Origin of the sequence: Slackia faecicanis (assembly GCF_003725295.1) — a bacterium.
Taxonomy (GTDB): domain Bacteria; phylum Actinomycetota; class Coriobacteriia; order Coriobacteriales; family Eggerthellaceae; genus Slackia; species Slackia faecicanis.
In genome coordinates, this window is sequence record NZ_QICB01000002.1 from 335208 (window position 1) to 357901 (window position 22694).

At 63.0% G+C, this 22694-nt stretch carries 13 protein-coding genes; 2 read left to right on the plus strand and 11 right to left on the minus strand.

What is annotated here, in order from left to right:
• Positions 1–18: 18 nt before the first annotated feature.
• Both DMP07_RS04025 and DMP07_RS04030 read right to left on the minus strand, forming a co-directional pair.
• Positions 19–831 carry a DUF4430 domain-containing protein gene (locus DMP07_RS04025; protein ID WP_123197855.1) on the minus strand — a complete coding sequence of 271 codons (813 nt, stop codon included), beginning with the start codon at positions 829–831 and terminating at the stop codon, positions 19–21.
• Between the two features lie 4 nt (positions 832–835).
• On the minus strand, positions 836–8365 hold the full coding sequence (locus DMP07_RS04030; protein ID WP_123197856.1) for a DUF4430 domain-containing protein: 7530 nt from the start codon (positions 8363–8365) through the stop codon (positions 836–838).
• A gap of 458 nt (positions 8366–8823) precedes the next feature.
• On the opposite strand from DMP07_RS04030, the gene pth2 reads away from it, so the two are divergent.
• Positions 8824–9246: an aminoacyl-tRNA hydrolase gene (pth2, locus tag DMP07_RS04035; RefSeq protein ID WP_123197857.1), complete on the plus strand. Its 423-nt coding sequence runs from the start codon at positions 8824–8826 to the stop codon at positions 9244–9246.
• Between the two features lie 89 nt (positions 9247–9335).
• On the opposite strand, the gene DMP07_RS04040 is transcribed toward pth2, so the two are convergent.
• From DMP07_RS04040 to rpsA, 9 genes are all read right to left on the minus strand, one after another.
• A complete protein-coding gene (locus DMP07_RS04040) occupies positions 9336–10121 on the minus strand; it encodes a metallophosphoesterase family protein (RefSeq protein WP_244594851.1) in 786 nt (261 codons plus the stop codon).
• A 43-nt stretch (positions 10122–10164) separates the two neighbouring features.
• Positions 10165–10728 carry a manganese efflux pump MntP gene (locus DMP07_RS04045; RefSeq protein WP_123197859.1) on the minus strand — a complete coding sequence of 188 codons (564 nt, stop codon included), beginning with the start codon at positions 10726–10728 and terminating at the stop codon, positions 10165–10167.
• Positions 10725–11447: a DUF554 domain-containing protein gene (locus tag DMP07_RS04050; RefSeq protein WP_123197860.1), complete on the minus strand. Its 723-nt coding sequence runs from the start codon at positions 11445–11447 to the stop codon at positions 10725–10727. Before DMP07_RS04050 ends, DMP07_RS04045 begins: the two co-directional genes overlap by 4 nt.
• Positions 11448–11569: 122 nt before the next feature.
• Positions 11570–12940, minus strand: a complete 1371-nt coding sequence (locus tag DMP07_RS04055) for an MFS transporter (RefSeq protein ID WP_123197861.1) — start codon at positions 12938–12940, stop codon at positions 11570–11572.
• A gap of 465 nt (positions 12941–13405) precedes the next feature.
• Positions 13406–15565: an excinuclease ABC subunit UvrB gene (gene uvrB / locus DMP07_RS04060; RefSeq protein ID WP_123198044.1), complete on the minus strand. Its 2160-nt coding sequence runs from the start codon at positions 15563–15565 to the stop codon at positions 13406–13408.
• Between the two features lie 167 nt (positions 15566–15732).
• Entirely contained in the window at positions 15733–18156 is a 2424-nt protein-coding gene (locus tag DMP07_RS04065) for a glycoside hydrolase family 3 N-terminal domain-containing protein (RefSeq protein WP_123197862.1), read from the minus strand.
• A 159-nt stretch (positions 18157–18315) separates the two neighbouring features.
• Positions 18316–18906 carry a dephospho-CoA kinase gene (gene coaE, locus DMP07_RS04070; RefSeq protein WP_123197863.1) on the minus strand — a complete coding sequence of 197 codons (591 nt, stop codon included), beginning with the start codon at positions 18904–18906 and terminating at the stop codon, positions 18316–18318.
• 44 nt (positions 18907–18950) lie between these two features.
• The gene (gene mnmA, locus DMP07_RS04075) at positions 18951–20126 is read right to left on the minus strand and encodes a tRNA 2-thiouridine(34) synthase MnmA (RefSeq protein ID WP_244594852.1); all 1176 of its coding nucleotides are present in this window, start codon (positions 20124–20126) and stop codon (positions 18951–18953) included.
• A gap of 141 nt (positions 20127–20267) precedes the next feature.
• On the minus strand, positions 20268–21458 hold the full coding sequence (rpsA, locus tag DMP07_RS04080) for a 30S ribosomal protein S1 (protein WP_123197864.1): 1191 nt from the start codon (positions 21456–21458) through the stop codon (positions 20268–20270).
• A 452-nt stretch (positions 21459–21910) separates the two neighbouring features.
• On the opposite strand from rpsA, the gene DMP07_RS04085 reads away from it, so the two are divergent.
• On the plus strand, positions 21911–22672 hold the full coding sequence (locus DMP07_RS04085; protein ID WP_123197865.1) for a mechanosensitive ion channel family protein: 762 nt from the start codon (positions 21911–21913) through the stop codon (positions 22670–22672).
• The last annotated feature ends 22 nt before the right edge of the window (positions 22673–22694 follow it).

A 22694-nucleotide genomic window follows, 5' to 3' on the forward strand; every position in this document is an offset into this window, starting at 1 on the left:
CCCTTCGCCGGCTTGCAGCTAGCCGTTGATCGAGGTCACGTAGCGCCACGCCACGACGTCGCCGTCGGAGAGCACATACGACCCGCACGCCACCGAGGGGTCCACCCCGTTGACGGAGTACTTCCAGCCGCTCTGGCTGCCGTGGTCGAACTCGGCGAGGCCGCCGATGGCGCGCACGTAGTTCGGACCGCCGTTCGGCGTGGTCAACTGGCACAACGCGTCATAGACCGTCGAGCCCTGGGGCAGCGAGAACGAACCCGACCCGGAAACGGGATTGCCCACGATCGAGGAATCCACCGTCACCGTCACGTTCACCATGCGCGCGGCGGGAGGCTCGCTCGCCGAAGGCTGCGACTGCGGCGCAGGAGCCTGGTTCGTCGGCGCAGGAGCGGGTTGGACGGTCGCGACCGCCGCAGGCTGAGACGCCTCGGCCGAAGCCTGCGGCGCGCTCGCCGACGCGGAATCGGCGGCGTCGCCTTCGACCTCATGCGATGCGTCCGACGCGTCCTCGTCGGGAGCGGCAGTCTCGTCTTCGCCCGTCTCGACCACGGGCTCGAAGGCCGCAGGGACCTCGGCCGCCATCTCGCGTTCGTCGGACGACCCGCCGCCCGCGAGCGAAAAGGCCGAAACGCCGATCAGCAGGGCGGAAAGCACCGCCACCACGGCGATGCCGACGCGTTGGGCGCGCACGTTGCGCGGCGCGCGCCCAACGCGCTCGGCGGGCATTGCGGCGGTTTCATCGGCAGGAGCGCCCACGTGGAGCGCCGCGGCGGCGGCGGAATCGTGTCCGCCGCCCTGCGCGTCGTTTCGACCGGTCTTATGGTCTTGCATACGACTACCTTCCGTCGTTCTTCCTCATCTTCATGGCCCAGGCGATGGCGACGGCAAGGCCGCACACGCCCACGGCAAGGCCGACGAACGGCCACCACGGCATCGAGCCGCCCTGTTCGGGCTGCGCAGCGTCGGACGCCGCCGAAGACGCCTTCGCAGCAGCGCCCTGCGACGAAACGGGCGTCTCCGCAACCGTCTCATCGACCTCGACGGCCGCGACGGCAGGAGCGGCCTGGACGGGAGCGCCCGCCGCCGACAGCACCGTCTTGCCCGCAAGCACCGTCTGCGCGATGCCCGCGGACGAAGACGCGCCCGTCGAAGCGTTCGGCGCGTCGCCCGCGGACGGCGCGTTCTGACCGCCCTGCTCGACAGGCGTCCATTTCGCATAAAGCGTCATGTCCGCCGAAGGAGCCGTGGCGAAGTCCCACGCCCGCTCATATGCCGCATCGGCATACCAGCCGTCGAACACGAAGCCGTCGCGCGTCGGATCGTCCGGGCGCGCAAGGGCGCGGCCCTTCGCCACGAACGCCGCGTTCACGGCGCTGCCGCCGCACGAATCGAACGTCACCTTCCACGACTCGGCGCCTGCAAGCGAGAACAGCACGCCCGAATCGTTGGCATAGTACAGGTTGCCCTGGGCATCGGCCACCACCGTGGAGGTGGAGTACTGCTGACGGCCCTCTTCGGGCACATAGATCTGCGTCACCGCGTCGTCTTCCAGACAGTACGCATACACGCCGCCGGGTCGGCCGTTGCAGGTGAAGTAGACGTACGTCTTGCCGCCCGTCATCGAGACCAGCGGCGCCGCCTGCGCTTTGCCGTAGCCGCCGCGCGCAGTGGCCACGACCGCCATGGAGGCCAGGTCGATCGCCGAAACGGTGCCGTAGCCCTGGGCGTCCACGCCGCAGACGAACGCCTTGCCGCCCGCCACCGCAGGCGTCGACGTGGACTCCTTGGCGAACGGAACCGACGCTTTCAGCACCAGGCGGTCGCCTTCGCGCGCGATCTTGTGCAGCGTGCCGTTATCACGCGACACGGCCAGCAGCGTGTCAGCATCGCCCGGAACCGAAATCACGCCGGCGCGCACGGCGCCGCCAAGCCCGGAAACGCTCGAAAGCACGTCGCCGGTCGATCCGTCGATCAACGACACCGTGCCCGACTCGTCGCCGATCACGATATCGTCGCCCGAAGCGGCGGCGCCTGCCCAGTAGTAACCTGCGGCTTCGCCCGTCTGGGCCGCGTCGGACATCTTCGTCCACACCACGCGGCCGTCCTTCGTGTCGACGCACACCAGCGCGCCCGCGACCGACAGATCCATCGACGCGCCCAGGCTGCCCGCCATGGTGAAGCCGGCGTAGACGTAGTCGCCGTTCACCGTGAGCGTCGAAAGGGCCTGGTACTGATTGCCCGCGCGTGCCTCGAGCGCGCCCAGGGCGTCGCTGATCCACACGCACGTCAGCGTGTCGGCCGTGAAGGCGGCGAGGCTTCCGTCTTCGCGCGGCACGATCACGATGCCGCCCGCGTAGGCGGGACGGCAGAAATAGCCCGCCTGCGCGCCGATCGACGTGCGGGCCTTTTCGACGCCCGTCTTCGCGTCGAGCACGCGCAACGTGGTGCCTGCGACCACATACAGGTCGCCGTTCACGATCAGCGGGTCCGATCCGCTCTTCAGGCCTTCGCCGAACTCATATTCCCAGTTCAGCTGCGTACCGGTCGTAGGCGTGGGGGCCTGCGTGACATTGCCGCCCTGCGTGGAGCCGCCGAACATGGCATGCTCGCCCTTGTAGTCGGGACGCGGGGCGGACGGATCGATCACGATATCGTCGGCATCGGGCAGCTCGGCGCCGTAGGTGGTGTAGCACCAGCTCACCGTGTCGCCTTCGGCAAGCACCACGCCGCCGGCGCCCATTTCGGACTGCACGCCGTTCACATAGAGGCACCAGTATTTGCCCGTGGCCTCGTCCCATCCCAGCACGCGGCCGTCGAAGGGAGACGTGATCGTGCTGAGATACCAGCCGTAGGCGCCCGTGCCGTAATCGGCCTTAAGGCCCGCCTGGGCGAACAGGGCCTCGGACAGGTCGGCCGCCGTGGCGCCCTCGTCGAGCTCGAAGCTCGCGGGAGCGGCCCAGCGCTGGGCGACGCCGTTGGCGTCTTCGCCCATGACGTCGATCGTCGCGGACACCTTGCCTTCGGGGGTCATCGATTCATCGGAGCCGTAGACCCACGTCACCGTATCGCCGGGCTGCAGCACGACGCTTCCCGCACCGAGCAGCGAATACACGCCGTTGACGAACAGCTGCCAGTAATCTCCCGTGGCTTCGTTCCATCCCAGCACGCGGCCGTCGAAGGGCGAGGCAATGCTGTTGAGGAACCAGCCGTACGAACCCATGCCCGTATCGGCTTTCAAGCCCGCCTTGGCGAACAGGGCGTCGGACAGCTCGGCCGCCGTGGCGCCGCGCTTCATCGTGAAGCTCGTCGAAGGAGCCCAGGTTTCGCGCTCGCCCGCGGCGTTCTTGCCGTAAACCGCGGCGCTGACCGCCACTTCTTCGACGGGAGGCTGCGAGCCGTCGGTCGAATACGACCACACCACCGAATCGCCCGGCTGCAAAACGACGCCGCTCGCCCCCAGGTCGGAAGACACGCCGTTGACGAACAGCTGCCAGAACTTGCCCGTGGACTGGTCCCAGCCGAGCACGCGACCGTCGAAGGGAGATGCAATCGTGTTGAGGAACCAGCCGTATTCGCTCGTGCCGTAGTCGGCCTTCAGGCCCGCGGCTTTGAACGCCGCCATGGAAAGGTCGGCCGCCGTGGCTCCAGTATCGAGCGTGTACGTATCGGCCGCGGCCCACGTCTGCGGGTTGCCCTGGGCGTCTTCTCCCACCACGGAAAGCGTCGCCGTGACCTTCGGGTTGTCGACGCCCGAGGTGCCGAGCACCGTGAAGCTCGTCGAAACGTTGCGGTCCGCGAGCTGCGCGAACTTCGAGCCCCACGCAGGATCGGATGCATAGCGCTCGGCGTAGCGGGCGAACGCCTCGCTCTTAAGGCGCGAGCTTACCGTGACCTTCGTGTTGTATTCCGGCTGGGAGACAAGCAGATTATCGTGCTTAACGACAGAGGGAACGCTCGATTTGAACGTGAGATAGCCCGCCTGTTCGGGCTCGTTCGTAAGATCGTCAGGCACGATGCCGTCGGGGGCGCTGTCGTGAATGTCGTACGACCACGCGACGGAGCCGTCGCTTGCGCGATACGCCTTCTGGAAAGAATGCAGATTCCCCGTCACCGCATCGGCGGACTGGCCGTTCAGGATGGCCGGCGCATAGCCTGCGACCGCCGCATCCATCAGCGCGACCTCGGCGTCGATTTCGGCGGCCTCGAGAGGCAGAACCGTCACTTCGATCGTCTTGGCGGCCGACACGGCGGCATTGGACGCGCTTTCAACGGCGGCCGTCAGCTTCACCTTCACCGGCTCGGTGCCAGGCAGGCCTCGATACACGTTGGCGCGATAGCCGTTCACCACGATGGCGTCGGAATCGGCCGTATACGTGACCGGATAGTATTTTCCGTCCACGCCGATTTGGCGCGGCATCGGCAGCTGAAGGTCGCCCGTCACCTTCGACGGGTCGACGGCGGAAGCGCCGTTTTCGGAGTACTCGAGCGATTCGGGCTTGAACGCGTCATCGAGCTTCTGCGCGAGTTCCTTGCGATCCTCCTCGACCTTCTGAGGGTCGCCCTTCACCACCACGGCAAACGTCTTGGAAACCGAAAGGCCCTCGGGGCCGCCCGTGTTGAGCGCGGCATGCACCGTCAGATTCACGGTCTCGTCGGAGGCGGACCTGGACACCTTGCCCGTGTAGTCGGAGAATCCAGGCCTCTGAACAACGATGCGTTCGGAGTCGGATTCCCACGTCAGGGCATATTTCGACTTCGCGCCCGCGCGGTACGGCAGCGTCAAGTCGCCCGTCACGGAATCGGCCGCATCGCCCTGCGCGTAGCCGATGGCCACCTCTTCCGTCGCCTTCTGCAGCAACTCGGCCAGCTTCGCCTGGTTCCACGGAACCATCACGGCCTTGTTGGGACGGTAATCGACGGTCTCGCCCTGCTGGGCAAGCTCGAAAGTCACCTTGGCCGATCGCAAGGGGTCGATGCTGTAGCCTGCATACGCATTGGGGTCGATGCAGAAATACGTTACGGCGCCGTTCGTGGCATCGTCGGCCGAGGAAATGCCCACTTCGGCCTGGGGGTCGGTCTGGGAGAACTCGACCGCCTTCACGCGAACGGAAACGCCGCTGAAGCCCAGTTCCTCGATCTTGGCGGACAGCACCTCGTTGATATTGCCGCCGTTCTCGTCATACGAGAGTTCCGGAACGTAATACTTGTCTTCGAGCTTCTTGACCAGCGCGGCAAGCGACGCCCCGTCGATCACGGGCTTTTCGAAGACCGTTTCGACGGACGAAGCGCCGCTCGTGGCGACCGCCTTCAGATACTTGCCCTTGGCGGCCGCAGGCACCGCGATTTCCGCCCCGGAAGCATCCTGCAGTTCAGTATAAGAACCATCCTTAGTATCGGAAACATACCAAGTTACCGATACGTTGGCGGTCACATCCTTGCCCGTGCTCACGCTTGTCAGGGTACGCGCCTGCACCGCCGCCCTCACGGCGTCGCCCGTGGCGAGCTGCGTGGTAGAGCTATTGGCCTGAGGCGTCGTGGTGACGCGCAGAAGCTCGTATTCGTCGGCGCCCACCACCAAATACGGCGCACGGGAGCCATCGGTGCTCGAGACCGTATTGTCGCCCGACGAAACCGTCACGGAAAGATACTTGCCCTTGAGGCCCTCGGTCAGAACCAAGCGACCGTCGGCAGGGTCGTAGCCTTCGATGGGCACGCCCTTGGCATCGCGCGAATCGGCCGCATACCAGGCGTACGTCAGCTTCGCATCGCTCGGCGCGGGCTTTTCGGAGTAAGCGCCGTTTTTCACCTGGGCCTGGGGAACGATGGTGTTGCCCGTCTGGAAGCCCTGGCCCTCCCCGCCGTCGGGCGACGTGGCAGACAGCATCACGGACGAAAGCGTATACACGCCCGCCTGCGTGACGGGACCCGCAGGATCGACCAACTGCGTGCTGCCGTAAGAAGGCTTCTTCGTGCTGACGACGGCATTGGTGCTGACGGCCTTCACGCGCACGTACGTGCCGAGCGAAGAGACGCCGTCGGGATACGTTTCGGGAACGGCGAACGTTTTGCCGGTAGCGCCCGCAATGTCGGTGAAGGAGGAATCGACCGTGGTCTTGCGCGTGGCGTACTGCCACTGATAGCTCACGGTGTCGGACGGATCGACCGGCTTGGCATACGAAGACGCGCTTCCCGAGGCCGTGACCGTCTTTTTCGCTACGGCATCCAGAACAAGGCCCACCTTGGCGGTGCCTTGCACCTCCACGCTATGCAGCTCCACCGCACCGGGCATGGACACGGCCTTCGTCGCCGAAGAATACCTGATACCCATGCCTCCATCGGCTGCGGCGAAAATGTATTTGCCCACATAAGAGGCGTCATCGGCCGGTACCGTGAACGTAGAACCGGTCGCACCGTCGATCTTGGTTTTGGCGGCGCTCGGATACGACGTGTCGGCCGTATACCACGACCATGCAAGCTTATCGCTCGCCGTGACATCGGATCCGTCGTCGGCGATCGCCTTCGCCGTCACCGTGGTGCCGACGGGTAGGACGGAGCCGTCCTGGCCGTCGTAGGACAGCTCGACCGTCTTCACCGCCACCGCATCGGCGGGGGCGATGGAGCCTTTCACCTCTCGACTCTTCGAGCTGTCGCCCGACGTCACGATGCACTTCAGGTATTTGCCGACATACGATTCAGGAATGACGAACGACGCCTTATGAACGTTATCGTCGGTCAAATCCTCGTATGCGCCGTTGCTCGAATCGGCGATCTGCCAGGTGTAGCTCAAGGCGGACGAAGGGATTTCCGTAAGGGACCCCGTCTGGTCTTCCTCTTTGGCTATGGCGCCCAGCGTTTGACCGGCCTTGAACCGCCCGTCGTACGAATCGCCATCGCGCGTCAGCGCGACGCGGTCGACCGTATAGGTGCCGGCCTTCTTGAAGGGGCCGACGGCCGCATAGTTCACGACGCTGGCGGAAGGAACCTCGTTGATGCCCGCGGTGGCGGTGGCGACAACCCAACGGCCCGCGAAATCATCGGGCACCGTGAACGTGCTGCCCGTCTGGCCTTCGATGACATGCCACTCGGGCTTCGAACCGTATTTCGAAGGATCGGTGTCGGTCCATTCCCAGGCGAACGTGACGCCCTCCGTGGCCTCTTCGCCCTTGCCCCAGCCGCTTGCGTTCTTCTTGAACGCATGGGCGGTCAGAACGGCGCCCGTTTCCAATCGCGCAGGCTTTTCAATCTCCAAAGAATCCAGCTCGTAAGCGCCGGCGGCCACGATCGGCACGATCGACGTCTCGGCGGTCCTACCGCCACCGTCGGCGACCACCTTCAAGAACTTGCCCACGGCGTTTTCGGGAACCGTGTAAACGTCGCCCGTCGCCACTTCGGAAAACGCACCCGAACGGGAATCGGAAATCTGCCACGACAGCGTGACGCCGTCTGCTGTCTGCAGCGGCGCGGTTGCAGCGCCCGGCTTCCAACCTGCGGCCTTAAGGGTATCCCCCGCCGCCGCGGCCTTCACGTCCTGCTGACGGCCGGCGTTTTCGAACTCGGCGTCCGCCTTGACCACATGCGCCCATTCAAGATTCATGGTGCCAGGGGCAAGAACGGGGCCGGGAACACGATTCTTGTAAAGAGGACCGCCGCCGTAAAGGGCGGGGCCCCACAGCGTCGCGCCTCCCTCCGACACCGTGACGGCGATGTATTTTCCTGCAAGCTCTTTGGCAAGCTCTTCGGTCAGCGTCAAGCACTGGCCCCTTTGGCCGGCGATGGGCGCGTAATCGGAAGTCTTATCAGACTGAACGTCGGAAGCCATCCACTGATACGTCCAGCCGCTTTCGGCGAAAACACCGCAATCATCGTAATCGTAGACGTTCGCCCACATCGAGACGCCGGAAGAAAGATCGCCCTTCGTGTACGAATACGAATCGTCGATATCCTTGCCGTCCTGGATCATCACATAGTAATCGGATTCCAGCGCCACAGCCGCAGGGGCATCCGCGGCGTCGGGCGCAGGGGCGCTTTCGGAAGGAGCCGAGGTCTCGGGCGATGCAGGAGCCTGCTCAGGTCGGGCCGGCGGCTCGGGCTGGACAGGAGGCTCGGGCTGCGAAGGCGCAACGGGTTCGAGCGCTCCATCGGTGGGAATCTCGGGCTCAGCCGGCTGCACGTCGGAATTGCCCGAGGAATCCTCGGGCAGCGGCGCGGCCTCGACGACGCCCGCGTCGGCGGGCGATGCGGCATCGGCCCATGCATAGGTAGGCGTGAGGGATGCGGCCAAGACGAACGACAAAAGCACGGCGAGCGCCTTGTGCAGCAGGCTCGCTGTTCTCGTCTCGGACGCACGAACGATGGTTCCGTGCATGCGGACACCTTTCTTCTCCAGGGCGGCAGACGGCAGGTGTTCCGACTCATCGTCGCGTGCGGGCGCAATGGCAGGCGGCATACGGGCGAAGCCGCACGGCGGGCACGGACGAATTACGGTTACTGGCATAGCCGGGGATTCGCACCCCGATTCCCCTGAAAACCCTTCGGTTTTCTGCGCGATGGGCGCATCCGTCGTGGCCATCTTGTAATTCCGCGTCATTGTAGCATCATGCAAGCGCGGCTTCGCGACCGACGAAACAAACGCACAGTTCGACGCGGCGGAACGCGGGAACAGAACGCCGCGGGCGGACGGAGCGCCGCGGCGCAGAGACGGACCGGCGCCGAATCGAACGATGCCGGCAAGGGGCCGACGCGCCGACGGAGCGCGCGAACAAGCACGTCGACGGGCCGACCTGATACACTTGCACGCCGAACGAAAACGGAGAAAGGAACCGCATGTACAACGCGAAGCAGGTCATCGTGGTCAGGCGCGATTTGAAAATGCGCAAGGGAAAGATCGCGGCCCAATCGGGACACGCGTGCGTCGAGGCCGTTTTGATGGCGCTCGCGAAAGAAAACCGCCTGTCCGACGTGCGCGTCGAAGACGGCTGGGTGCAGCTGGCCGAAACCGGACGCGACGCCACGCCGCTTTCGGAGTGGTTCGCGCGCGGCGTTGCCAAGATCTGCGTGTACGTCGATTCGGAAGAAGCGCTGCTCGATCTGGCAAAACAGGGCGAAGACGCTGGTTTTTGCGTGGCGCTGATCCAGGATGCGGGCCACACCGAATTCCACGGCGAGCCCACCTATACCTGTCTGGCGTTCGAACCGCTCTACCCCGAACAGATCGACCCGATCACCGGCGAATTGCCGCTGTATTAAAGCTTCGAAAACCGAGCGACGCGAAGGGCGCCCGCCATCCCGCCCTTCGCGCGCCGCGCGCTGCGCCGGCGTCGAGGCGGCCGATGCTGCTATCGAGCGGGCGCAGGGCCCGTCTCTTCCGCCCGGTATACATGCCGCACCAGGTCGCCCGCGTCGCCGGGGACGATTTCGACCACGTCCTCGAAGATCGCCGTCTGCCGCTCGCCGACCGGCCTGTCTTCGTGATAATGTCCGAAGAACCACCGCCGGTAATCGAGCCTGCGTTCCACGTCTTCGAGAAAGCACGTCAGCTCGTCGTTTTCATACGTCGGATTCAGCAGACGTTGCACGTTGCGCGCCGCGCAATGCGTCAGCACGTAATCGACCTGCCATCCGCGCGCGTCGAGCGCCGCGCAGGCCGCATCGCGCTCTTCAGGCGACGGAATCTCCTGAGGCCACCAGCTTATATGGGGCGTGCGGCGAGCCTTGTCGACAGAGCGCGCCCCGCCCATGCAGAAAAACGAGCGACCTGCGATATCGAACACCTGCCCGCGCATCAGATGGATTACCGAATCGTTCACGCGATGCACCGCGCCTCCGTGCCATTGCTCGACCGGCATGGATTCGAGCATGTCGAAGTTCTCGTGATTGCCGTCCACGAACAACGTGGTGAACGGCTTTTTGTCGAGCCAGCGCAGCCAATAGGCGTATTTCGACCGATCGGCCCATACCAGGCCGAAATCGCCGCATATGACCAGATAGTCGTCTTTATCCAGCTCTCTGCCGACGGCAAACGTCTTGTTGAGCCTGCCTATTTCGCTCGGGCCGTGTGTATCGCCCGTAATGAACACCCTGTTCGCCATAACGCTTCCCTCCTGCGCGCCTTTAATGGACATGCCCGCCGCCTGCCGCGCGCAGAAACGCGCGAAGCGCCTCTCGCTAGAAAAACATCGCCTTCAGGCCGATGAGAACCAGCACCACGCCGCCGACGATTTGCGCCTTGTCGCCCAGGACGTTGCCGAACCTTTTGCCGAGCGCCAAGGCCACGAAGCAACAGGCGCACGTGGTCAGGGCGATGATGACCGCCGAAAGGGCGATATCCACGTTCACGGCGCGCAAGCTCACGCCGACGGCGAACGCGTCGATGCTCGTGGCGACCGACTGCATCAAGATGACGCCCGCCGTCAGACGCTCCGATTCCAACGAGCACGAATCGTCGGGATGGCGCAGAGCGCTGACGCCTTCTTTGATCATGTTGCCGCCGATGATGCCTAAGATGACCAGGGTCACGATGCCCGCATACGTCTCGATGATATCGCCGATGATGCCGCCGAGGAAAAAGCAGATCAGGGGCATCAGCCCCTGGAACAGGCCGAATGCCACCGGAAGCGCGAACAGGCGGGCACGTGATGCGCCCTTGTAGCAAAAAGAGTTCGACACGGTGACCGCGAACGCATCCATGGCGAGGGCGAGGCCCAAAACGACGATTTCGACTATGCTCATACCATGAACCCCTGCCCCCATTGCATGACCGCGCATATGAAGATGGGCATGAAGGCGGCTGGAAGATAATTCGCCACCTTGATATCGGTCAGCTTCAGCATATTCAACCCGATGGCGAGCAGGAGCAGGCTTCCCGCACAGACCATCTCGTTAATCACCGCATCGGTCAGAAACGGCGCCAAAAGACTCGCTCCCAAGCTCAACGCCGCTTCGTAGGCGAATACGGCGAGTCCGGAGAACGGCACGCCCACGCCGAGCGTCGTGGCCATCACCATGACGACCACCATATCGATGACCGCCTTGGCGAACAGCGTGGAATGGTCAAGCTGCAACCCGCTTTGCAGCGAGCCGAGCACCGCCATAGAACCGATGCAGATGAACAGCGACGACGAAATGAAGCCGTCGGAAAAATTCCCGAGCGCCGTCGAGCCTTGGAACGCATGGTCGATCTTCGCCTGCACCCAATCGCCGAAACGGTGGATCCACGCATCGATGTCGATAAGAAAGCCGACCAAGCCGCCGATGACGATCGATAGGACCGTCACCACCACATCGCCCCCCTTGACCATGCCTTGCACAGCCACCAAGATGACGCACAAGCCCAAGCCTTTCATCAAGAAATCGCCCAGGTCGTTCGGCATGCGGCGCTTGAACAGCAGGCCGAGCACGCCGCCGAAAACGGTGGCGACTCCGTTGACGAGCGATCCCAGAATGATCATGCGCGTCCCTTTCAACCGATATCGCAAGACCCGGCGAGCGAATGCGCTTCGCCCGTCGCACGCGGCGGATAGACGAAGCCGCGCATGCAAAAGGCGCGGCAACGAACCGCGCCTTGAATATTCTACTCTTCGATGCCGGCTTCGGACTTCTTCGAACGCGACGACACCTTGCGCTTGACCACCTTGGGCTCGTCGAACGTCGCTGCGATTTCCTTATCGAGCTTGGTCAGGATGGGCAGCGTGCCCAAAAGGATGCCGCCGATCGACACGACCACGCCCGCGATGATGAACCAATTCGCCACGCCGGTGAATTCGGCGCAAGCGCCCGCGAGGGCCAGGCCGATCGGCGAGGAAAGCGCCGACACCGTGGTGAACAGGCCCATGACGCGGCCCATTTTCTCAGGCGGAACGCGCTTCTGGAGCACCGCGAGAAGCGGGCCGTTGAAAAACGCCTCGATAACGCCGGAAACGCCGGTCAGGATGACGAAAAAGATGAACATGTCCGGCGTGAGCAGGCCCGTCAGCACCAAGATGATGCCCGCGAAAAAGCCCGACAGCGCGACCAGGCGCAGCAGACGATGGCCGCCGCCCCAGACGAACAGGATGCCCATGCCGACGAGCGAGGTGACGCCGTAGGCGGCCTCGACCACCGAAGCCATGTAGCCGTCGCCGTTGAACTGGTCGTACGTCATAAGCGGGAAGAGCGAGTTGATACCCGCATACATGGCCATGACGCCCATGACGATGGCGGCCATGACCAGCAGGCCGCGGTCGGCGTTCAGCGTGGCGAAACCGGCCTTGAGGCTCTTGATGGGGTGACGGGCCTCGTCGCTGGTGTCGTGGAAATCGGGGATCTTCGCCGTGGCGATCGTGGCGACGGCCAACGCGCAGCCCAAGGCGTTCAGGAACAGCACCATCTGGAAGCCGATGACGGTGTACAGGAAGATGCCGAACACCGGGCCCACGATCAGGGCCATGGACCACAGGCTCTGATTGAGCGTGTTGATGCGCACCAGATGACGCTTGGGAACGAGCAGCGGCATGGTGGATTCCATGGCGGGAATATGGAACGCCTGGCCGACACTGCGCAAAGCGCTCATGACAAGCACCAGCTCGACCGACACATGGCCCATGAAGATGATCATGCCCATGAGCAACGCCATGGCGCCAACGAAGGCATCGGCGGCCATAAGCACGTACTTTCTGTTGAATCGGTCGGCTACCACGCCGCCGATCGGAGACAAAAGACCCTGCGGCAGCATGGAACACAGCGAGGCGATGGCCAGCATGAGCGCCGAATCGGTGGTCTCGGTGACGTACCACACGCCCGCATACATGGACGAATACGCCGTCAGAATCGAAAACGCCTGGCCGATCCAAATCGTGATGACGATTCGCTTCCAGTTCTGAGGAAGCCCCGGCTCCTTCGCTTTCGATACGTCCTTCTTTTTCTGCTCGGTTTCCTCCGCCGCCTGCTTCTCGATTGCGCTCATACGACCTTCCGTTTACGCTCGAATATCTCCTTTTACCTGATACTAGCAAGCGCCCGAAGACGCCGCCATATCGAATGGCCGGGCAGGCCGGCGATTCCAGATTCCCTTCATTTCGGCAAACGTGGAACATGCGCCATGAAGCGGCATTATGCGGAGAAACGAAAACGGGCTCGCCGCAGGTCCGCGCGCCTCCGCCCAAGGCCGGCGCAAGCCGTCGTCGAAAATCCCACAGCGCCGCCATCGCCCGCTGCGCACGTCCGCGCCCCAAAACGCAACCGCGCCGAAAGCCGACGGGTCCGAAGCCGCTGGCTCCGACGCCGACAGGCCAAAGCCACTGGCGAAAGCCGACGAAGCCGAAAGCCGTCTCGCACACCGTGCGGCCGCCGCGTCCGGAAGCGTCCGCCCCGACGGCGTGTCTTCAAACGTCACGCGCACTTTCGACCTGCAGCACGGCAGCGGCGCCATCTACGCCTTGCGCCCGCCGCCATATGCGCTTTTCCTGCCGGCCGCGAAAGCGCTTCCCTTGCGCGCCGTTTTCTTCAGATCGGCCAGAACGTCCTTTTCGGCCGTGCCCTCGATCTGGGAGCGAAGCTTGACCACCTGGTCGCGCAAGCGCGCGGCCTCTTCGAAATCCATGCTGGCGGAAGCCGCCGCCATGTCTTCTTCCATGCTGGCGATCACGCGCATGACCTCCGAGCGAGAAAGCTCGGCAAGGGTCTTGTTCACCTCTTCAGCCGACCCCACCTTCTCGCCATCGCCGTCCGACATGAAGCCCATGACGTCGTTGATCGCCTTGCGCACCGTTTGCGGCGTAATGCCGTGCTCTTCGTTGTATTGCATCTGCAAGGCACGACGGCGGCGCGTTTCGGAAATAGCGCGGTCCATGGAGTCGGTGACCTTGTCCGCATACATGATCACCTGGCCCGATGCATTGCGTGCCGCGCGGCCGATCGTCTGGATGAGGCTGCGATGGTTGCGCAAAAAGCCCTCTTTGTCGGCATCCAGAATGGCCACCAGGCTCACTTCGGGCAAGTCGAGACCCTCGCGCAGCAGGTTGATGCCCACCAGCACGTCGAATTCACCCCTGCGCAATGCGCTGAGAATCTCGACGCGTTCGAGCGTCGCGATGTCGGAATGCATATAGCGCGCACGGACGCCCTGGTCGAGCAGGTGGTCCGTCAGATCTTCCGCCATCTTCTTGGTCAGCGTCGTGATCAAGACGCGCTCATCGCGCGCGGCGCGCTCTTTCGACTCCTCGATGATGTCGTCGATCTGGCTTGCGATAGGCCGCACGATGATTTCGGGATCGAGCAGGCCCGTAGGACGGATGATCTGCTCCACCTGATTCTGGGTGACCTTCTCTTCGTAATCGCCCGGCGTGGCGGACACGTAGATGAACTGCGGAATGCGCTGCTCGAATTCGTCGAAGCGCAGCGGTCGGTTATCCAGGCAGCTGGGCAGGCGGAAGCCATGCTCGGCCAACGTGACCTTGCGGCTGCGGTCGCCCTCGTGCATGCCGCGGATCTGCGGCACGGTGACATGGCTTTCGTCGATGATGCACAGAAAATCGTCGGGGAAATAGTCGAGCAGCGTATAGGCGGGTTCTCCCGGGTTGCGACCGTCCAAGTGCCGCGAGTAGTTTTCGATGCCGCTGCAAAATCCCATGGTTTCGAGCATTTCAAGATCGTAGTTCACGCGCATTTCCAGGCGCTGGGCTTCGAGCAGCTTGCCTTCCTCTTTGAACTGCGCCAAACGGTCGCGCAGCTCTTCCTGAATGCTTTTGATGGCGCGATCCATCTTCGGCCGGGCCGTGACGTAGTGCGACGCAGGCCAAATGGGAAGCGCCTCGTACTCGTTGAGCACCTCGCCCGTCACGTTGTCTATCTCCTGGATGCTTTCTATCTCATCGCCCCAGAATTCCATGCGCACGGGGTTATCCGCATACGGAGGGAACACATCGAGCGCATCGCCGCGAACGCGGAACGTGCCGCGCTTGAGCTCGTAATCGTTGCGATCGTATTGAATGTCGATAAGCTCGTGGATCACATCGTCGCGCTCTGCCTCTTTCTCTTTGTCGAGAAACACCGCCATGCCCGCGTAATCCATCGGCGAGCCGATGCCGTAGATACAGCTGACCGACGCGACCACGATGATGTCGCGGCGCGACAAAAGGCTCGACGTGGCCGCATGACGCAGCTTCTCGACCTCCTCGTTGATCGAAGCGTCTTTCTCGATGAACGTGTCGGTGGAAGGAACATAGGCCTCGGGCTGGTAGTAATCGTAGTACGACACGAAATACACCACGGCATTGTGGGGGAAGAATTCCTTGAGCTCGGCCGCGAGCTGCGCGGCGAGCGTTTTGTTGGGGGCCATGACCAGCGTGGGCTTCTGCACGGCTTCGATCACCTTCGCCATGGTGAAGGTCTTGCCCGAGCCGGTGACGCCGAGCAGGTTCTGGTAACGCAGCCCGCGACGCACGCCGTCGGCCAAACCCTCGATCGCCTGAGGCTGGTCGCCCGCGGCCTCATAGGGGCTTTCCACGCGAAACGGCGTGGACGCCAGCCTTACCTCGGGAAGCTTGCCTTCCATGGAGGCGCCTTCTATGTTTTGAAGATGAGACGACATGCCTTTGCCCTTCGACTCGAAACGATGCGCGCCCGAAGCCTCGAGCACGCATCGACAGCGTATCACAATTTCATTTTTATGAACATATGTTCGTAAAAATAAGGTATGATGACAGCGTCGCGACAGCTCTTTGACAACCTGAAGCGAAACGCCGCCGAAGCCTCGGGCTACTCTTCGTTCGCCTTCCACGAGGGAATGTATCGGGCGATTTTCGCCATGCCCGCGATGCGACGGCCGTTCAAAACATCCACCAGCCCCTCCACCACCTCGATCGGCACGCCGCCCGACGTGAACGAACGCAACGGCATATCGGCTGCCATCTCGCTCATCAGGGTTTTCATATCGTCGCTCATAAGCTCGACCGTCTTCGCCATAAGAAGGTCCACGATGCGAAACGCCTGCCGCCCGATGAACGTGGCGCTCATATCGCTTACCGGAGAATCGATCGTGAACGGACGAAGGGGCCTGCGCGCAGGAAGCGACGGACCCATGATCTTCACGAACGCCTCGTCCGTGAAGCCCCCGGGCATGACATGCACGTACGAATCGGGAACGTCGGTCGAAACGGACATGTCGGCATTTCGCCCTTCCACGGAAAACGGCGCAGAGCGCTCGTCCAAAACCACGGTCGGCGCCAAACGCCTATCGCAGCTCGATGCGCAAAAGAGAAGCTCGTATGCCCCGGGTTCCACGCGCCAGCGATGCTCCGCCGCATCCCAGAAACGAAACGCCGCTTCATCGATGCGCATGGAAACGCGCCCTTTCTCTCCGGGAGCAAGGGCCGCCGATGCGAAAGCCGCCAGGCGGCGCACTTCGGAGAAACCGCGTCTCTCGACCGGCTGCACGTACAGCTGCACGATTTCGCGGCCCGAGCACGCCCCCGTGTTTTCCACCGCGCACGACGCCTCGAAACCGCCTTCGCAGGGCATCACGCACGGATCGGAATATGCAAACGACGTGTACGACAGCCCGAACCCGAAAGGATACGCAGGCTCGACCCCCGCAGCGTCGAAATACCTATACCCCGTGTAAATGCTTTCTCGATACAAAACCTCGCGGTTCATGTCGGGAAATCCCGTTCCGAGGGCCGTATCGTGCAAACAGACGGGCCATGTTTCGGCAAGCTTTCCCGAAGGGCATGCCCGGCCGAGCAGGATATCGACCGCCGCGCGGCCGCCCTGGCATCCCGACAAATACATCAGAAGCACCGCGGCAGGCTTGTCGCGCCATGGCATTTCCATGGGCGACCCCCCCTGCAGCACGACCACCGTGCGCGGGTTGGCGGCGCATACCGTCTCAATAAGCACGCGATGCCCCTTCGGCATAACCATAAGCTTGCGGTCGAACCCTTCCGATTCGAAGCGGTCGGGAAGGCCGGCGAACACCACGGCCACATCGCTTTTCGCGGCAACATGCGCCGCTTGGGCAAGCATGGCCTCGTCGGTATCGCCCGACACGGAATCGTAGCCGCGCGCATACGACACCTCGACGCCCGCATTGCCGAAGGCGCTCCACGAGTCGTCTAGATGAACGGGGTTGATCTTCGAAGACCCCGCCCCCTGATAGCGCGGAAGAAGCGCGAACGAGCCGATCACGGCCACCGACTCCGTGCCCCGCAGAGGAAGCGTTCCGTCGTTTTCAAGAAGCACCGCGCTCTCGCATGCCGCGCGATAGGCGATATCGGAGTGGTCTTCGTAATCGCACGTATACGCGATTTTGCGGCCGAGCGACGCCTTATGCGCCAGCTCCGCCACGTGTCGAACAGCGCTATCGAGGGCATCGGGAGAAAGCACTCCCTGCGCAAGGGCGGCCTGGAGCGCGCGGGCGTGATCAGGGCGCGGCCCCGGCATGCAAAGGTCCAAACCCGCCGCGACCGATGCGGCGCTTGAACTCATGGCTCCCCAGTCGGTGACCGTCAAGCCGTCGAAGCCCCATTCGTCGCGCAGCACGTCCCTCAAAAGCCACGGGTGCTCCGAGCAGTACACGCCGTTCAGACGGTTGTACCCCGTCATAACCGCCCATGGCTTCGCTTCGCGTATCACGCGCTCGAACGGAGCGAGATATATCTCGCGCAGGGCGCGCTCGTCTATCACCGAATCGCCCACCATGCGCGCATGTTCTTGATTATTGCCCGCGAAGTGCTTGACGCAAGCGCCGACGCCGCGGCTCTGGATGCCGCGCACCATCGCGGCGCCGAGCGCGCCGGCCAAAAACGGGTCTTCGCTGAAATATTCGAAATTCCTGCCGCACAGAGGGCTTCGCTTCATATTGACGCCAGGGCCCAAAACCACATCGACGCCCTGGTCGCGCGCTTCTTCGCCGATAGCGGCGCCCACTTCTTCGACGAGCGCCTCGTCAAAGGAACAGGCCAGTGCGCTCGCCGTGGGAAAGCAGGTCGCGGGAACGCTTTCGTGGATTCCCAGATGGTCTTCGCCCTTCTCCTGCTTGCGAAGCCCATGAGGGCCGTCCGAAAACACCACGGCAGGTACGCCGCACTCCTCGTTCGCGTGCGTCCTCCAGTGCGTCTCCCCCGCAAGCATGCCGACCTTCTCGGCCGCAGACAACGAGGATACGACGGCATCGATATTCATCTCGCCCCCGTTCCACGGGTCCTCGCGCTCGTCAGGCCCAAGCAACCCGTCGCGTTCTCATCAAATGTTCTTGGAGAAATTGTACCTGCTCGCGCTCGTAAAGCGAGCGGGCCGGCGATGCGTTGACGAACGGATGCGCGGCGTGCGCGAAAACAACGATCATCGAATGAAGGCATCCCATATGCGTTCGACGGCCGCACGCGCATCTTCGAAGGACGACGCGTTTTCCACCGCGTAGTCGGCGATCGACTCGCGCTGTTCGTCGGTGGCCTGACGCGCGATGCGAGCGCGCACGTCGGCCTCCGTCTGTTCGCCCCGAGCAAGAGCTCGCTCTATGCGCAGGTCTTCGGGAGCGCTCACCGCAACCACGGCATCGGCCCACGAAAACGCCGCGCGCGTCATATCGCCCGACGTCACTTCCACCACGACCGCGCCATGCGTTGCGCCCAATTCGTCGATGCGGCGAAAACACTCGTCCATGATCGCAGGATGAGTGATGGCATTGAGGGCCGCGGTGTGTTCGGGCGTATCGAATGCGGCGGCGGCCAAAGCAGAACGCACCACCGCTCCGTCGGAATCGAAGACCGCCGGACCGAACGCATTGCGCAGCGCCTCTTTCACCGCCGGCATGAACAACACGTCATGACCGATGTCGTCGAGCTTCACGACGCCCGCGCCCAAATCTTTGAACATTCCGCACACCGTCGACTTGCCGGAGCCGATGCCGCCGATCAAAACGATTTTCTTCATCCTTCGTCACCTCTCAGAAACACGACGCGCTCAAGCCGCCCGTCTCAGAGCGGCAACGCCTCATGACGCAATGCTTCGATCACGCCGGCGGCTACCACCGCATCGCCGTCGTACAAAACGGCATACTGGCCGGGCGCCGTGGTGGCCTGCGGCTCGTCGAGCACCACTTCGAGCGCCGAAACAAAGCCCGCGTTTTTCGAAATCGTCTCGCCCGGCAACGGCTCCATCGCCGCATCCGGAACCGTGGCGCGGCACGCGACGGCGGCCTGACGGTAGCGAAGCTTCACCGAGCACGCATACGAGCCGCCCGATGCAAGCGTTTCGAGAACACGCGAGGCGTGTTCGCCCTGCCATACAAGATCGGAAACGAGCACGCCGGCGATAGACGCGCCCGAAGCGAACGCCACCACCAATTCGTTGCCATGGGCCCGCTTATCCACCACGTAATACGGCTCGGGAGCGCCGCCTATATCGAGGCCCTTGCGCTGCCCGATGGTGTAGCGATGCAATCCCTTATGCCGCCCCACCACGCGGCCGTCGGCCGTCACGATGTTCCCTGGATCGCCAACAAGACCTCGATCGGCAAGAAAGTCCAGATGGGATCCCTGAATGAAGCAGATATCCTGGCTGTCCGACTTCGACGCCACAGGAAGACCCCACTGCGCCGCCAGCTCGCGCACGCGCGCCTTGCCCTCGGCGATAGAGCCCAAGGGAAGCACCAGGCGTGCAAGCTGCTCCTGCGAGAGCATAGAAAGCATGTACGACTGGTCTTTGGCGGCGAACGCAGAGCGGGCGACGGCCAAACGGTCGCCCCGACGGACGATACGGGCATAATGGCCCGTAGCGACGAATCGGCACCCCAGCCCATCGGCGGCCTCGACCAGCGACGGAATCTTGCACGAACGATTACACGCCACGCACGGGCTCGGCGTGCGCCCTTGCGCGTACTCGTCGACGAAAGGATCGACCACGGCACAAGCGAAGCGATCCGTGCAGTCTTTCACCACATGCGGCACACCAAGGCGCTCGGCCACCATGCGCGCATCCTCGACAGCTCGACATGTGTTCTCGTCATCGACGAACACGCAGGTCACGCCCACCACGTCGAAGCCCGCGTCCATCAGCAGGCGCGCGGCGACCGAGGAATCCACCCCGCCGCTCATGCCCAGCGCGACACGCGCGCCCGGCTGCATATCGATATGTTCTACGAATGAAATCACAGCGTCATTCTAGTCTACGGCGCGCCGCCTCAGCCCGCGCAAGCCATTTTCCCTCAAATGCACGGAACCGCGGAAACGAAAAAAGCGACCCCGAAGGGTCGCTTTTCATGAGCGAAGAATCATTCGCGCGAGAACGTGAAGTTACTCGGCGTCAGCAGCCTTCTCGGCCTTCTTCTTGGGCTGACGGGGCTCGGGAGCCTGGATGGACTCGTCGACCTCGATCTCGAAGCCCAGCTCGTCGGCGGCAGCCTTCATAGACAGGCTGATGCGACGACGGTCAGGGTTGATCTCCATGACCTTGACCTTGACCTCCTGGCCGACCTTGACGACCTGAGCCGGGGTGTCGATGTGCTTGGCAGCCATCTCGGAGATGTGCACCAGGCCCTCGACGTTGGAGCCGAGCTCGATGAAGGCGCCGAACGGAACGATCTTGGTGACCTTGCCGTCGACGATGGAGCCCACGGGGTAGGACTCGACGAGCTTCAGCCACGGATCCTCGGTGGTCTGCTTCAGGCCGAGCGAGATGCGCTCACGCTGCAAATCGACGTCGAGAACCTCGACCTCCACCTCGTCGCCGACCTTGACGACCTCGGAGGGATGGTTGACGTGGTTCCAAGAAAGCTCGGAGATGTGAACCAGACCGTCGATGCCGCCCAGGTCCACGAAGGCGCCGAAGTCCACGATGGAGGAAACGGTGCCCTTGAGGCGCATGCCCTTGGCGAGCTTGGAGAGGATTTCGGCGCGCTCGTTCTTGCGGCCCTCCTCCAGCAGCACGCGGCGGGACAGAACGACGTTGTTGCGGTTGCGATCCATCTCGATGACGCGGGCCTCGATCTCGGTGCCCAGGTACATATCCAGATCCTTGACGCGACGAAGGTCGACCAGGGAAGCAGGCAGGAAGCCGCGCAGACCGATGTCGAGGATGAGGCCGCCCTTGACGACTTCGATAACCTCGCCGGTAACAACCTCGCCGGCCTTGAACTTCTCTTCGACCTGGATCCAGGCGCGCTCGTACTCGGCACGCTTCTTGGACAGGATCAGACGACCGTCTTTATCTTCCTTCTGCAGGACGAGGGCCTCGATCTCGTCGCCGAGAGCGACGATATCGGAGGGATCGGCATCCTTGCGGATGGAGAGCTCGCGGGAAGGAATGACGCCTTCGCTCTTGAACCCGATGTCGAGCAGAACCTCGTCATGCTCGAGCTTCACGACAGTGCCCTTGACCAGATCGCCTTCGTCGAAGTCGGTCAGGGTGCCATCGATCATCTCGTTCATCAGGTCGTCGGAGATGTCCTCGAAGTCGATGACGGACGTGTTCTTGATTTCGGTCAAAACGGACCCCTTTCAAGCACGGGGACCCTTCGTCATGGTGGTTGAATTCAACATGTCTCGGGGGCCTACAGTTATCTACCCGCTCGCGGATTCGAGACGGGGCCGTCAGCCGTCGCTGACAAGCCGTTGCATTGTATCACAGGGCCCTTCCCCCACCGACATAAAACATGATCCGAAAAGGCGCGTTCCACGCTTTTTGCAAGAAACGGCACCGTTCGATCACGCATCCGGGCGTAGCCATCGTCCATGGAGCGTGGTTTCGGCGTCCGACGGCGCCGTCGAAACCGATAAGACGGCATCGAGGGCTCCGGCATGCAACATGTTTTTCCGGCATGCAACATGTTTTATTTCCATGGTAAAGGCAGCGGGAAACCCCGTGCGCGACGGCATGCTATGCTTTCTTCCCGTCGAATCCGACCGCGCAAAATCCATTCGTCGCGCAAAGGAGTATCATGGACGCATTGGTCTCTCAGATCATCGAAATAGCCTCCCAGGAGTGGGTGCGGGACATCTTCTGGACCGTAGTGCTGGCGGCTGCCACTTTCGGCGTATCGCACGTGGTGGTCAAAGGCTTGCGAGCGCTGCTTAATCGCGACAGCAATCCGCTGCCCTCGTCGAGCATCATCGTCAATATCGCCCGCGCCGTCATATGGATCATCGGCGGCAGCATCATCCTGGACTCCTGCTTCGGCATCAACCCCAACGCCTTGATCACGGCCCTGGGCGTCGGCGGTATCGCCATCTCGCTGGGCTTCCAGGACACGCTGTCCAACCTCATCGGCGGCATCCAGGTCACCTTCATGGGAATCGTTCGCCCCGGCGACAACATCGAAGTCGGCACCGAGACAGGCGTCGTTCAGGACGTCAGCTGGCGCCACACCACCATCACCAACGCACGCGGCGAAACGGTGATCATCCCCAATTCGATCATCTCGAAGACATCGCTCGTCCAGCTGCCGCCTGTAAACCAGATCAACATCCCCTTCGCCGTCGTCGGAGACAGGCCCATGGATGATGTGAAATCCGAACTGCTCGTCGCATCGAAAGCGGCGGCGGAAGAAGTGTCCCCCGTCACGCAAGACCCCAAAATCTTCTTCTCGGAAGTCACCGAATACGGCTTCAAGGGCAAAATCATCATGCGCGTCGAAGACGCCGCGAAAGCAGGACTTGCCGTCGACGCCGTGGTGCGCGCGATCGCCCCTCTGACGCGCTAGCCGACGCGCCGGCTCCGCCGCG

Bases quoted from the DNA above. Each gene is read 5' to 3' on its own strand.
- DMP07_RS04025 (WP_123197855.1), bottom strand. From the start codon at position 831: ATGCAAGACCATAAGACCGGTCGAAACGACGCGCAGGGCGGCGGACAC.
- DMP07_RS04030 (WP_123197856.1), bottom strand. From the start codon at position 8,365: ATGCACGGAACCATCGTTCGTGCGTCCGAGACGAGAACAGCGAGCCTG.
- pth2 (WP_123197857.1), top strand. From the start codon at position 8,824: ATGTACAACGCGAAGCAGGTCATCGTGGTCAGGCGCGATTTGAAAATG.
- DMP07_RS04040 (WP_244594851.1), bottom strand. From the start codon at position 10,121: ATGTCCATTAAAGGCGCGCAGGAGGGAAGCGTTATGGCGAACAGGGTG.
- DMP07_RS04045 (WP_123197859.1), bottom strand. From the start codon at position 10,728: ATGAGCATAGTCGAAATCGTCGTTTTGGGCCTCGCCCTCGCCATGGAT.
- DMP07_RS04050 (WP_123197860.1), bottom strand. From the start codon at position 11,447: ATGATCATTCTGGGATCGCTCGTCAACGGAGTCGCCACCGTTTTCGGC.
- DMP07_RS04055 (WP_123197861.1), bottom strand. From the start codon at position 12,940: ATGAGCGCAATCGAGAAGCAGGCGGCGGAGGAAACCGAGCAGAAAAAG.
- uvrB (WP_123198044.1), bottom strand. From the start codon at position 15,565: ATGTCGTCTCATCTTCAAAACATAGAAGGCGCCTCCATGGAAGGCAAG.
- DMP07_RS04065 (WP_123197862.1), bottom strand. From the start codon at position 18,156: ATGAATATCGATGCCGTCGTATCCTCGTTGTCTGCGGCCGAGAAGGTC.
- coaE (WP_123197863.1), bottom strand. From the start codon at position 18,906: ATGAAGAAAATCGTTTTGATCGGCGGCATCGGCTCCGGCAAGTCGACG.
- DMP07_RS04085 (WP_123197865.1), top strand. From the start codon at position 21,911: ATGGACGCATTGGTCTCTCAGATCATCGAAATAGCCTCCCAGGAGTGG.